Here is a 13,247-nt window from a genome sequence, read left to right as displayed (position 1 = left end):
TCCCGAAAATCACTTCTGAAATTATAGTAGCGAGTTAAGCTGGCGATACGATGAACATCAAGAAAAAACGCCCGACGCAATGCGCCGGGCGTTTTGATTTGATCGACGATGCAACGTCAATCGCTGTGTGCAGTGCAATCGCGCGCTGAAGTTTTCAGCGCGCGTGCTGCTCTTTTAGTCGCGTGCAACGCACATCGCGATGCCCATGCCGCCGCCGATGCACAGCGTGGCGAGGCCCTTCTTGGAATCGCGCTTCTGCATTTCGTGCAGCAGCGTCACGAGGACGCGCGCGCCCGATGCGCCGACCGGATGACCGATGGCAATCGCGCCGCCATTGACGTTGACCTTCGACGTATCCCAGCCGAGATCCTTGTTCACCGCACAAGCCTGCGCTGCGAAAGCCTCGTTGGCTTCGATCAGGTCGAGATCGTTGATCGACCAGCCAGCCTTCTTCAGCGCGGCGCGCGAGGCCGGGATCGGGCCGGTGCCCATGATCTTCGGATCGACGCCAGCCTGGCCCCACGACACGATGCGGGCGAGCGGGGTGAGGCCTTCCTTGGCGGCCTGCTTGGCGGTCATCAGGACCACGGCGGCGGCACCGTCATTGATGCCCGAGGCCGAACCGGCGGTGACGGTGCCTTCCTTTTCGAAGGCCGGACGCAGCTTGGCCATGGCTTCGAGGGATGCGCCGTGGCGTGGATATTCGTCGGTGTCGACGACGGTGTCGCCCTTGCGACCCTTGATGGTCACCGGAACGATTTCGTCCTTGAACTTGCCAGCCTTCTGCGCGGCTTCCGCCTTCTGCTGCGAAGCAACGGCGAATTCGTCCTGCTGCTGGCGGGTGATCTGGAACTGCTTCGCCACGTTTTCGGCGGTGTTGCCCATGTGATAGCCGTTGAAGGCATCCCACAGACCGTCCTTGATCATGGTGTCGACCAGCTCGGTCGAGCCCATCTTCACGCCGCCGCGCAGATACTGCGCATGCGGCGCCATGCTCATGGATTCCTGGCCGCCGGCAATGACGATCTCGGAGTCACCATTCATCAGCGCCTGATAGCCGAGCGCGACGGTGCGCAGGCCGGAGCCGCACAACATGTTGACGCCCCAGGCCGAGGTTTCCACCGGAAGGCCGGCGGCGATCGCCGCCTGACGGGCCGGGTTCTGGCCCTGCGCCGCGGTGAGGATCTGGCCCATGATGACTTCGGAGACGCGGGCGGGATCGAGCTTCGCACGCTCGAGCGCGGCCTTGATGGCGATGGCGCCGAGATCATGCGCCGGCGTGGTTGCGAAAGCGCCGTTGAAGCTGCCGACCGGTGTGCGGGCAGCGCTAACGATGACGACATCGTCTGACATGGACATCTCCTGTTTGTTGTTTTGAAAGTGGGCTTGTTCGACTTTGATCACGCCAAGACGGCCGACGCCGCGTGGCGCGCATCCTCTAAACCTCGTGGTGATGTGTCAATTGGACGAGCGGCCATTTCCGACCGCAGCGCACCAAAAATGGCACCAATGTCGCATTGCATAGCACAATCATGCCGCGATTTTAACCGTGACGCACAAAACGGTAGCCGAGCCACTTTGAAAGTGCTTACTTTATTGCATTGCGTTGTTCGACCACCCAATCCGATGGCCTTTTTGGCGCAATGCCGAAAGGTTTCCCGTTCCCGGTAGGTAAGTGAGCCATGGCGAAATCAGATCAACCCACCACCATCAAGAAATACGCGAACCGCCGGCTCTATAATACCGGAACGAGTACATATGTGACCCTGGAAGACCTCGCTTCCATGGTGAAGGACGGCGAGGATTTCCTCGTTTACGACGCCAAGAGCGGCGACGACATCACCCGCCAGGTGCTGGCTCAGATCATTTTTGAACAGGAAAACAAGGCCGGCCAGAACCTGCTGCCGACGACCTTCCTGCGCCAGCTGATCCGCTTCTATGGCGACAGCATGCAGATGGTGGTGCCGAAATATCTCGAACAGTCGATTGATTCGCTGACGCGCGATCAGGAGAAGTTTCGCAAGCAGATGACCAACACGTTCGGCATGACGCCGTTCGCGCCGCTGGAAGAGACCGTTCGCCGCAACATGGAGCTGTTTCAGCAGACCTTCTCCATGTTCAAGCCGTTCGTGCCCCCGCGTCCCGGCGCCGCACCGGAGCCGGAAAAGGCGCCGGAGCCCGCAGCCGGCGGCGACAATATCGACGACCTGCGCCGCCAGATGAAGGACATGCAGGACCGCCTCGAGCGCATGTCGCAGGAGCCGAAGAGCGAGTAGTTACGCCGTTATCGTAGCCCGGATGGAGCGCAGCGAAATCCGGGGACCGGCGAATTGCTGAAGCTCTGATTCCTGGATTGCGCTTCGCTCCATCCAGGCTACCGATCATCATCGGAAATCGGAATGCAACGCCGGCCGTGGCACACTACGGTCGGCGTTTTCATGTGATGAGCCGATCCGCCATGGCAAAGCCCGCAGCAGCACTCCATCTCGACCGGCTGGACACGCCGATCGGCACGGCACTGCTCGTGACGAACGCTGACGGCGCGCTCTGTGCGCTGGACTGGACCGATTACGAAGACCGCCTGAACACCTCGCTGCGCCGCTACCTCTATTCGGCGCCGCTGATCGATGCCCCAGCGCCGAATTCGATTCGCCAGGCGCTGACACGTTACTTCAACGGCGATCTCGATCAGCTCGACACGATCCCCTGCCACATCCCCGGCACGCCGTTTCAGAGCAATGTGTGGACGGCGCTGCGCAAGATTCCCGTCGGCACGACGCTGAGCTACGGCACCCTCGCCGCGCAGCTCGGCGCGCCCACAGCGATGCGCGCCGTCGGCCATGCCAATGGATCGAATCCTCTCAGCGTGGTCGTCCCCTGCCATCGCCTGATCGGCGCCAATGGTTCGCTCACCGGCTATGGCGGCGGCATCGAACGCAAACGCTGGCTGCTAAGGCATGAGGGGTGGAGGTGGCGTGACGGTCTCACAGCCGTCATTGCGAGGAGCGGAGCGACGAAGCAATCCAGTCTTCGCTTGTTGCTTCTGGATTGCTTCGCTGCGCTCGCAATGACGAGCTGGATTAAGCCGCCGGCTTCTCCGCCGCCTCGCTATTCGCCAGCAGATGGATCAGCGCCCGCTTGATCGCGGCCTGACGCGTCGGCGCGGTGATCTGCGCGCCGAGCAGGTCGGTGACATAGAACACGTCACGCGCCCGCTCGCCGAAGGTCGCCACATGGGCCGAGGCGATATTGAGATTCAGTTTCGAGATCGCCGTGGTGAGCTGATACAGCAGACCCGGACGATCGAGACCGGACACCTCGATCACCGTATAACGATCCGACCACTGATTGTTGACGATGACTTCCGGCTCGACGGTGAAGGCCTTCAGGGCCGCCTTCTTCGACGAACTCGACGAGGCGCGCTTCGCCACCGTTTCCGGCAGCCGCACCTTGCCTTCCAGCACGTCCTCGATCATGTCGCCGATCCGCGTAGCGCGGCGGCCTTCGTCGTCGTCACGGTCATATTCGCGCGAGATCGCGATCGTATCGAGCGCGCGTCCGTCGGTCGTGGTGTAGATCTGCGCGTCGACAATGTTTGCGCCCGCCGCCGCGCAGGCGCCGGCAATGATCGACAGCAGCCAGGGATGATCGACCGCGAGGATCGTCAGTTCGGTCACCGCGCGTGCTTCATCGAAGCCGACATTGATCGCCAGCTTGTGGCCGGCCTGCTCGCTCGCCTGCAGGAAGCGGGCATGGCGGATCTTGTGTTCGATATCGACCTTGAGCCAATAGGCCGGATAATGCCGCGCGATATAGGCGTTGAGCTGCGCCTCCGGCCATTCGGTAAAGGAGCGGCGGAATTCAGCCTGCGCGCCGGCGATACGCTGGGCACGGTTCACTTCCGAGAAACCGCCGGTCAACACCGGCTCGGTCTCGTAATACAGCGTGCGCAAGAGCTGCGCCTTCCAGCCGTTCCACACGCCCGGCCCGACGCCGCGGATATCTGCGGTGGTCAGGATCGTCAGCAGCTTCATCTGCTCGACCGATTGCACGACGGCGGCAAAATTCTCGATGGTCTTGGTGTCCGACAGGTCGCGCGACTGCGCCACCGTGGACATGGTCAGATGTTCCTCGATCAGCCATGCGACCAGTTCGGTGTCGCTGGCATTGAAGCCGAGCCGCGGGCACAGTCGCCGCGCGACCTTGGCGCCCGCCGTGGAGTGATCCTCCGGCCGCCCCTTGGCGATGTCGTGCAGCAGCACGGTGACATAGATCACGCGCCGATGCTCCGGGCGGATCTTGCGCATCAGGTCGGTGGCAAGCGTGAACTCGTCATTACCGCCGCGCTCGATCTCCTGGAGGATGCCGATGCAGCGGATCAGATGCTCATCCACCGTATAGTGGTGATACATGTTGAACTGCATCATCGAGACGATGCGGCCGAAGGCGCGGATGAAGTGGCCGAGCACGCCGGTCTCGTTCATGCGTCGCAGCACGGTCTCGGCATTGTCCGAGGTGAGGATCTCCATGAACAGCTTGTTCGCTTCGGGATCCTCGCGCACCGCCGGCGTGATCAGCCGCAGCGAGCGCGTCGCCGAGCGCATCGCATCCGGATGGAAAGCGAGACTGTGCTTCTGCGCCAGACGGAAGATCCGGATCAGATTGACCGGGTCTTCCTTGAAGACATCTGGCGCCGCCAGATTGATGCGGTTGTTGTCGATGATGAAACTATCGCTGCCGGGCACGCGGCGACGCTTGGTCTCCGGCCGCAGCTTGGCCATCATGCGCGTCAGCGCCGGGGCAGGCTTGGCCTGCTGTTCTTCCAGCTTGGCGCAGAGGATCGCCGTGAGGTCGCCCACTTCCTTCGCGATCAGGAAGTAGTGCTTCATGAAGCGTTCGACGTCCTGCATGCCGGGATGCGAGGTATAGCCGAGCCGCACCGCGATCTCGCGCTGCAGGTCGAAGGACAGCCGCTCTTCCGGCCGCTTGGTCAGGAAGTGAATGTTGCAGCGGACCGACCACAAAAAGTCTTCGCAGCGCTTGAAGATGCGATATTCCTGCGCATCGAACACGCCACGCGCCACCAGCTCCTTGCTGTCACGCACGCGATAGACGTATTTCGCGATCCAGAACACCGTGTGCAGGTCGCGCAGCCCGCCTTTGCCGTCCTTGACGTTGGGCTCGACGAGATAGCGCGACTGGCCGCCGCGGCGATGCCGCTCCTCGCGCTCGGCAAGCTTCGCGGCAACGAATTCGGCCGCCGTGCCCTGTACGACTTCCGCGTCGAAGCGCGTGACCAGCTCTTCATAGAGCGCCTTGTCGCCGGCAAGGAAGCGCGTCTCAAGAATCGCCGTGCGGATGGTCATGTCGCCCCGCGCCTGGCGGATCGATTCATCCACCGAACGGGTGGCATGGCCGACCTTCAGCCCCATGTCCCACAGGCAATAGAGAATGACTTCGGCGACCTGCTCGCCCCAGGCGGTCTGCTTGTAGGGCAGCACGAACAACAGATCGATATCCGACTCCGGCGCCATCAGCCCGCGGCCATAGCCGCCGGTAGAGACCACCGACATGCGCTCGCCGCTCGACGGCAGCGGCGCGTGATAGAGATGCTTGATCGCGGCATTGAACAGCAGGCGGATGATGTCGTCCTGCACATCGCAGAGCCGCTCGGCGCAGCGCCGGCCGTGACGATCCCGCAGCAGCACCGCTTCCGCGGCTTCGCGCGCCGTCATCAGTTCGGCTTTGAGCAATTTGGCCAGTGCGGCGCGAAACAGGTCGCTCTTGCCGCGATGCTCCGCAGCGAGCGCATCGATCTCGGCGGCAATCCGCACGGTATCGAATTCAACTTCGGGGCCGTCTCGGTCTTCAGCACAGCACTGTCCATAGGCATCCCGGATATCGGACAGCACCCGCGCTGTCACGGTGATTGTGATCCAACAGTTAGTTCATGCTGCCATTTGCGCAATCGAAGAAACGACATCCTCAAAGCGAGCGCCTGAACGTACAATATCTTCTCGTTGACGAAAGCGCATAAGCAATTGAAATTACACAACGTTTTTGCATCGCAGCGCGGTGCTGTCCAGTCGCTCCCGGCGCGCTGGATGGATGTGGCTGGCGCGCGAGAACGAATATCAATTCAGGGGAGATTCGAATGTTCAGCCTATCACGGCGCACTGTCGCCGGTTTGATCGTTGGCGCGGCACTGTTGCCTGCCACTGCCTTTGCCGCCGATCCGCTCAAGGAAATCCGGCTCGACTGGGCGACTTACAATCCGGTCTCGATCATCCTCAAGCAGAACGGCCTGCTGGAGAAAGAATTCGCCAAGGACGGCATCAAGATCACCTGGGTGCAGTCGGCCGGTTCCAACAAGGCGCTCGAATTCCTTAATGCCGGCTCCATCGATTTCGGCTCCACCGCCGGCTCCGCCGCATTGGTCGCCAAGATCAACGGCAATCCGATCAAGTCGGTCTATGTCTATTCGCGGCCGGAATGGACCGCGCTGGTGACGACCAAGGACTCGAAGATCACCTCCGTCGCCGATCTCAAGGGCAAGCGCGTCGCCGTGACCCGCGGCACCGATCCGCACATCTTCCTGGTCCGCGCGCTGCTCGACGCCAAGCTGACCGACAAGGACATCACACCGGTGCTGCTGCAGCATGCCGACGGCAAGGCCGCACTGATCCGCGGCGATGTCGATGCCTGGGCCGGGCTCGATCCGATGATGGCGCAGGCCGAAGTCGAGGACGGCGCAAAGCTGTTCTTCCGCAAGCCCGAAGCCAACACCTGGGGCATCCTGAATGTCCGCGAACAGTTTTTGAAGGACTATCCCGACGCCGCCCGCCGCGTGCTCGCCGTCTACGAAGATGCGCGAAAATATTCGCTCGAAAACTATCCGGAACTGACGAAAGCCTTCATCGGCGTCACCAAGCTGCCCGAGGCCGTGGTCGATAAGCAGCTCAAGGAGCGCACCGAACTCACCCACAGCCGCATCGGCGCGCCGCAGCGCGAGTCGATCCTCGCAGCGGGTCTCGCTTTGCAGCAGGCCGGCGTGATCGACGCCAAGGTGGATGTGAAGGCGACGGTGGATGCCCTGATCGACGATCAGATTCCGCTGCCGAAGAGCTAATGATCTTCACCCTCCGCCACCCCACCCCGCTGCGAGCTTCGCTCGCATCGACCCTCCCCCTGCAGGGGAGGGTAAGAAAAGTGGGCCACCGGAGCACGAACGATCCTTACCCTCCCCTGCAGGGGAGGGTCGCTCGCGCAGCGAGCGGGGTGGGGTGAACCACAAGCGCCGGCGCTTGCTATTCGAGGCGAAACGAATCTTCCTATGACAATGACACTCGATAGCCCTGTCCTGGCAACCGACACCCCGCCCGCTGTGAACAAAGGCTGGCAGCGCCTTGCGCGTCCCCTGCTCGGCATCGTCGTCCCGCTCACCATGGCCCTCGCATGGGAAGCCGCCGTGTGGGCCGGCTGGTCGAATGGCCGCCTGGTGCCGCCGCCGTCGCGCGTCATCGCGACCATCGCCGAACTCGCGCAGAGCGGTGAGCTCGCCAAACATGTCACCACCACGCTCTTCCGCGTCGCAGCCGGTTTCGGCTTCGGCGTCATTGCCGGCACGCTGCTCGGCGCCGTCTCGGGCTATTGGGGCATCGCACGCCGCCTGCTCGATCCCACCGTGCAGGCGCTGCGTGCGATCCCCTCCATCGCCTGGGTGCCGCTGTTCATCCTGTGGCTCGGCATCTTCGAGACCTCGAAAGTCGCACTCATCGCCGTCGGGGTGTTCTTCCCGGTCTATCTCGGCGTGATGGGCGCCATCCTCTCGGTGGATCGCAAGATCGTCGAGGTCGGCCGCACCTTCCGGCTGTCAGGCCCGGCCATGATCCGCCGGATCCTGCTGCCCGCGGTGCTGCCGGCCTATGTGGTGGCGCTGCGCGTGGGCCTCGGCCTCGGCTGGATGTTTGTCGTCGCCGCTGAATTCATGGGCGCCTCTGAGGGGCTCGGCTATCTCCTGATCGATGGCCAGCAACTCGGCAAGCCCGCACAGATCCTCGCCGCCATCACCATCTTCGCGCTGCTCGGCAAGACCACCGACTGGCTGATCGAACGCCTCACCGCGCCGCTGCTGCGCTGGCAGGATGCCTTCCGTCCGGGTGGAGACGCCTGATGCTCACCCTCGACAAGGTCGGAAAAACCTATCCTAACGGCGTCCATGCGCTGGAGCGCTTCAACGCCCGCATCCAGCAAGGCGAGATCATCGCCATCATCGGCGGCTCCGGCTGCGGCAAGTCCACTTTGCTGCGCGCAGTCGCCGGTCTCGATCGCGCCTCGACCGGCACGATCCGCATCGACGATATCGACATCACGGCGCCGCATGAGAAGATCGGCATCATCTTCCAGGAGCCGCGATTGCTGCCTTGGCTCAATGTCGCCGACAATATCGGCTTCGGCCTCGCCCACCTGCCGGCGTCCGAGCGTCGCGAAAAGGTCGCGCAGGCGCTGGCGCGCGTCGGGCTGTCCGACAAGGCAAAGGCCTGGCCGCGCGAACTCTCCGGCGGACAGGCGCAGCGCGTCGCCATCGCGCGCTCGCTGGTGCCGCAGCCGGAAGTGCTGCTGCTCGACGAACCTTTCTCAGCGCTCGATGCCTTCACGCGTCGCGACCTGCAGGATCATCTGCTCGACCTCTGGGCCGATACGCGGCCGACGCTCATCCTTGTCACCCACGATGTGGATGAAGCCGTGGTACTGGCCGATCGCGTGCTGGTGATGCGGCCGCGGCCGGGACGTTTGTTCGCCGAGATCGATGTCGGCCTCGCCCGCCCGCGCGATCGCGCATCGCCTTTGTTCGATGCGGTGAAGAAACGCGTGCTCACGGCACTCGATCGTTCGCTCGATCGCGACATCCCCGATCACGCACCGGCCGAGGCCGTCGGCGCCTGGTGGTGACATCGCGACGTCACACGACTACAAACCGCAACTAACAAATCTCAGGGAGAGCCATCATGGACGCCGCCACGCTCCGCGCCACCCAAGCGCCGATCAAGGAACGCTACAAGACCGATCCGCAAGCCGCCTTCATCACGCTGAAGGCCAAGGGCTCCATCGATAGTGACGGCATCGCCTGCAAGGTCGAGACCGGACGACAGATCGCCGCCGCCGGCCTGCATCCGGCCACCGGCGGCTCCGGCCTCGAACTCTGCTCCGGCGACATGCTGCTGGAGGCACTCGTCGCCTGCGCCGGTGTCACACTGAAATCCGTCGCCACCGCCGTCGAGATTCCCCTGAAGTCCGGCAATGTCGTCGCCGAAGGCGATCTCGATTTCCGCGGTACGCTTGGCGTCGACAAGGAAGCCCCGGTCGGCTTTGCCGAAATCCGCCTGCGCTTCGATGTCGAGACTGATGCCCCGCAAGACAAGCTCGATCTCCTGCTCAAGCTCACCGAGCGCTATTGCGTCGTCTATCAGACCATCAAACACGGACCGAAGGTGTCGGTGGTGCTCAATCGGGTCTGACAACCCTGTCCTGTCATGGCCGGGCTTGTCCCGGCCATCCACGTCTGCTTACTCGGCACAACGTGGAGAAGAACAAGAAATGTCACCCGACGTCGCCTTCATCGCCGTTCTGATCCTGCGCATGGCGATCACCGCCGCCTTCGTGATCTCCGCCTCGGTCATCACCGAACGCTCCGGCCCCGTGATCGGCGCATTGGTGGCGACGCTGCCGATCTCCGCCGGCCCCTCTTATGTCTTCCTCGCCATGGATCACGACGCCGCCTTCATCGCGCAGGGCGCGCTGGCGAGTCTGCCGATCAATGCGGCAACCATGTTTCTCGGCCTCACCTATATTTTCCTGGCGCAGCGCAACAATGTCGTCGTCAGCCTTGGTTGCGCGGTCATCGTCTGGTTCGCGCTCGCCTATATCGTGCAACTGATCGACTGGACGCTGCTCGGCGGCCTCGCCGTCAATGCGGTCACTTTCGCGATCTGCCTGCCGCTGATGGCGCGTTTCCGCCACGCGAAGATGCCGCTGATCACCCGCCGCTGGTACGACATCCCGCTGCGCGCTGCGCTTGTCGCCACGCTGGTCGGTGCGGTCGTCACGCTCTCCGCCACCATCGGCCCCACCGGATCAGGGATGCTGGCGCTTTATCCCATCGTGTTCACCAGCCTGATGCTGATCCTGCATCCGCGCATCGGCGGGCCGCCCACCGCAGCTGTCATCGCCAATGCCGGCTGGGGCCTGATGGGCTTCGGCATCGCGGTTGCCGTGATGCACGTGCTGGCGCTGCGCCATGGCTCCGTGATCGCGTTGAGCAGCGCGCTGCTGATCTGCATGACGTGGAATCTGGGGCTGTGGGGTTGGGGCCGGAGAAAAGCGCGGTACGTTTGAGTAGCCTGGATGGAGCGAAGCGAAATCCAGGGACAGCAGAGCCAATCGAAACGCCGGTCCCCGGATTGCGCTGCGCTCCATCCGGGCTACGAACGTCACGCCTTCGGCAATTTCGCCTTCAGCGCATAGAGCGCGTCTAGCGCTTCGCGCGGCGACATCTCGTCGGGATGCAGTGCCTTCACGGCCTCCATCAGCAAATCCGCCTCGCTTGGCGGACGTTCTTCTTCCGGCGCACGCGAGGTGATCGCGAACAGTGGCAGGTCATCGATCAGCCCCTTGGCGCCCTGCCCGCGATCCTGCGCTTCGAGCTTGGCCAGCACTGCCTTGGCGCGCGTGATCACCGCCGGCGGCAGGCCGGCGAGCTTCGCCACCTGGATGCCGTAGGAGCGATCCGCCGAGCCCGGCAGCACTTCGTGCAGGAACACGACATCGCCGTGCCATTCCTTCACCCGCACCGTGGCATTGAACAGCCGCGGCAGTTTGGCCGAGAGCTGCGTCAGCTCATGATAATGCGTCGCGAACAGCGCGCGGCAACGGTTGCTCTCATGCAGATGCTCGATCGCCGCCCATGCGATCGACAAGCCATCGAACGTCGCCGTGCCGCGGCCGATCTCGTCGAGGATCACCAGCGCACGTTCGGTCGCCTGATTGAGGATGACGGCGGTCTCCACCATCTCGACCATGAAGGTCGAACGTCCACGCGCGAGATCGTCGGCCGCGCCGACGCGCGAGAACAGCCGATCGACGATACCGATCCGCGCCCGCGACGCCGGCACGAAACTGCCGATCTGCGCCAAGAGCGCGATCAGCGCGTTCTGGCGCAGGAAGGTCGATTTACCGGCCATGTTCGGACCGGTGATCAGCCAGATCTGGCCCGACTTCTGCCCAGGCCCCGGCGAGAGATCGCTGGCATTGGCGATGAAGGGCTGGCCGTCACGGCGCAGCGCCTGCTCGACCACGGGATGGCGGCCGCCCTCGATGGCGAACAGCAGGGACTCATCGACTTCCGGACGGACATAATTGTCATCCACCGCAAGCTTCGCCAGCGCGGTCGCGACATCGAGCTGCGCAAACGCATGCGAGGCTGCATAGAGATCATCGGAATCGTCCGCGACCATAGCCGCCAGCCGCTCGAAGATTTCCAGCTCCAGCCCGAGCGCGCGGTCGCCGGCATTGGCGATCTTGGCTTCGATCTCGCCGAGTTCGGAGGTGGTGAAACGCACCTGCCCGGCCAGCGTCTGGCGGTGGATGAAGGTTGCATTCAGCGGCGCCTGCATCAGTCTGTCGCCATGCTGCGCCGTCACCTCGACGAAATAGCCGAGCACATTGTTGTGCCGGATCTTCAGCGCCTTGACGCCGGTGTCCTCGGCATAGCGCGCCTGCATCGAAGCGACCACCAGCCGCGACGCATCGCGCAGATTGCGGGTCTCGTCGAGCACGGGCTCGAATCCTTCGCGCACGAAACCGCCGTCGCGCTTCATCAACGGCAATTCGTCATCGAGCGCGCGGGCGAACGTCGCAGCCAGTTCGCGCGATGGGCGGCGCAGACCGGCCATCGCCGCGGCGATTTCGGCGGGTAGGTTCTCGACGGCGCTCAGCCGATCCAGCACCTGATCCGCCGCCATCACGCCATCCCGGATGCAGACGAGATCGCGCGGACCGCCGCGGCCGACCAGCAACCGCGCCAGCGCGCGCGACATGTCCGGCGCGACTTTCAGTGCTGAACGCAGATCGTCACGCAGGCCGCTATCGGCCACAAAAGCCGCCACCGCATCATGCCGCCGCGCAATGCCCGCAGCATCCGTCAGCGGCGCCGCCAGCCGCTGCGCCAGCAGACGCGAGCCGGCCGCCGTCACCGTGCAGTCGATCGCATCCAGCAGCGAGCCACGGCGCTCGCCGCCGAGCGTGCGCGTCAGTTCGAGATTGGCGCGGGTCGCCGGATCGATCGCCATCGTCGTGCCGACCGCTTCACGGGTCGGCGGCGACAGCGGGATGCGCTTGCCGATCTGGGTGCGTTCCACATAAGTGACGCAGGCGGCAGCCGCGGTGGCTTCCAGCCGCGACATCGCGCTGAGGCCATCCATGGTGGCGACGGCGAAATAATCGCACAGGCGCCGTTCGGCGGTGGCGGTGTCGAACACGTCGCGGGTCAGCGGCGTGACCGCAGAGAGTTCGCGCAACAGCTGGCTGAGATCGGGATCGCTATAGAGCGCATCGGTCACGATCACTTCATTGGGATTGATCCGCGCCAGCGTCGCCCCCAATTCGCCTGTCGCACATTCGGTGACGATGAATTCCGCCGTCGAGATATCGATCCAGGCGAGACCGATGCGGTCGCCGCCTTTCGCCCGCGCGATCGCCATCAGGTAATTGTTGGCGCGCGCGTCCAGCAGGTTGTCTTCGGTCAGCGTGCCCGGCGTCACCACGCGAACGACGTCGCGCCGCACCACGCTCTTGCTACCGCGCTTCTTGGCTTCCGCCGGATCTTCCATCTGCTCGCAGACGGCGACGCGGATGCCGAGCGCGATCAGGCGGTGCAGATACTCGTCGGCACGCACCACGGGCACGCCGCACATGGGGATGTCCATGCCCTGATGCTTGCCGCGCTTGGTCAGCACGATGCCAAGGGAACGCGAGGCCAGTTCCGCATCCTCGAAGAAGATCTCGTAGAAATCACCCATGCGGTAGAACAGCAGCAGGCCCGGATTGGCGGCCTTGATTTCAAGGTATTGCTGCATCATCGGCGACACTTTGGTGTCGTCGGTGGCGGGCGCGGGTGGTTCCGGGGCGGTGATGGTCTGCTGGATCGTCATGGCGGCGGACGCTAGCAAATTTTACCCGGCCGATCCCAT

At 63.6% G+C, this 13,247-nt stretch carries 9 protein-coding genes and 1 pseudogene; 7 read left to right on the top strand and 3 right to left on the bottom strand.

Annotation, left to right across the window (positions count from 1 at the left end; translation table 11 throughout):
- Nucleotides 1-174: 174 nt before the first annotated feature.
- The gene (locus RPMA_RS05230) at nucleotides 175-1,353 is read right to left on the bottom strand and encodes an acetyl-CoA C-acetyltransferase (protein ID WP_211911841.1); all 1,179 of its coding nucleotides are present in this window, start codon (nucleotides 1,351-1,353) and stop codon (nucleotides 175-177) included.
- A 329-nt stretch (nucleotides 1,354-1,682) separates the two neighbouring features.
- On the opposite strand from RPMA_RS05230, the gene phaR reads away from it, so the two are divergent.
- Both phaR and RPMA_RS05220 read left to right on the top strand, forming a co-directional pair.
- Nucleotides 1,683-2,276, top strand: coding sequence for a polyhydroxyalkanoate synthesis repressor PhaR (phaR, locus tag RPMA_RS05225; RefSeq protein ID WP_211911840.1), 594 nt, complete (start codon nucleotides 1,683-1,685; stop codon nucleotides 2,274-2,276).
- A 167-nt stretch (nucleotides 2,277-2,443) separates the two neighbouring features.
- A pseudogene (locus tag RPMA_RS05220) lies at nucleotides 2,444-2,965 on the top strand (methylated-DNA--[protein]-cysteine S-methyltransferase); the annotation flags it as partial.
- Nucleotides 2,966-3,080: 115 nt separating this feature from the next.
- On the opposite strand, the gene RPMA_RS05215 reads toward RPMA_RS05220, so the two are convergent.
- The gene (locus RPMA_RS05215) at nucleotides 3,081-5,900 is read right to left on the bottom strand and encodes a [protein-PII] uridylyltransferase (protein WP_211913437.1); all 2,820 of its coding nucleotides are present in this window, start codon (nucleotides 5,898-5,900) and stop codon (nucleotides 3,081-3,083) included.
- A 254-nt stretch (nucleotides 5,901-6,154) separates the two neighbouring features.
- Between RPMA_RS05215 and RPMA_RS05210 the strand changes: the two genes are divergently transcribed.
- The 5 genes from RPMA_RS05210 (at nucleotide 6,155) to RPMA_RS05190 (ending at nucleotide 10,395) form a co-directional block, all read left to right on the top strand.
- Nucleotides 6,155-7,129 (top strand): aliphatic sulfonate ABC transporter substrate-binding protein, encoded by a 975-nt coding sequence (locus tag RPMA_RS05210; RefSeq protein WP_211911839.1) that lies wholly within the window; start codon nucleotides 6,155-6,157, stop codon nucleotides 7,127-7,129.
- A 210-nt stretch (nucleotides 7,130-7,339) separates the two neighbouring features.
- On the top strand, nucleotides 7,340-8,173 hold the full coding sequence (locus tag RPMA_RS05205) for an ABC transporter permease (protein ID WP_408056540.1): 834 nt from the start codon (nucleotides 7,340-7,342) through the stop codon (nucleotides 8,171-8,173).
- Nucleotides 8,173-8,952 (top strand): ABC transporter ATP-binding protein, encoded by a 780-nt coding sequence (locus RPMA_RS05200; protein ID WP_211911837.1) that lies wholly within the window; start codon nucleotides 8,173-8,175, stop codon nucleotides 8,950-8,952. Before RPMA_RS05205 ends, RPMA_RS05200 begins: the two co-directional genes overlap by 1 nt.
- Nucleotides 8,953-9,008: 56 nt before the next feature.
- Nucleotides 9,009-9,518, top strand: a complete 510-nt coding sequence (locus tag RPMA_RS05195) for an OsmC family protein (RefSeq protein WP_211911836.1) — start codon at nucleotides 9,009-9,011, stop codon at nucleotides 9,516-9,518.
- A gap of 79 nt (nucleotides 9,519-9,597) precedes the next feature.
- Nucleotides 9,598-10,395, top strand: a complete 798-nt coding sequence (locus RPMA_RS05190) for a hypothetical protein (RefSeq protein ID WP_211911835.1) — start codon at nucleotides 9,598-9,600, stop codon at nucleotides 10,393-10,395.
- Between the two features lie 95 nt (nucleotides 10,396-10,490).
- Here RPMA_RS05190 and mutS read toward each other — a convergent pair whose 3' ends face one another.
- Nucleotides 10,491-13,208 carry a DNA mismatch repair protein MutS gene (gene mutS, locus RPMA_RS05185; RefSeq protein ID WP_211911834.1) on the bottom strand — a complete coding sequence of 906 codons (2,718 nt, stop codon included), beginning with the start codon at nucleotides 13,206-13,208 and terminating at the stop codon, nucleotides 10,491-10,493.
- Nucleotides 13,209-13,247 lie beyond the last annotated feature (39 nt).

Source organism: Tardiphaga alba (assembly GCF_018279705.1).
Taxonomy (GTDB): domain Bacteria; phylum Pseudomonadota; class Alphaproteobacteria; order Rhizobiales; family Xanthobacteraceae; genus Tardiphaga; species Tardiphaga alba.
This window is presented reverse-complemented; position numbering and strand designations above follow the sequence as displayed.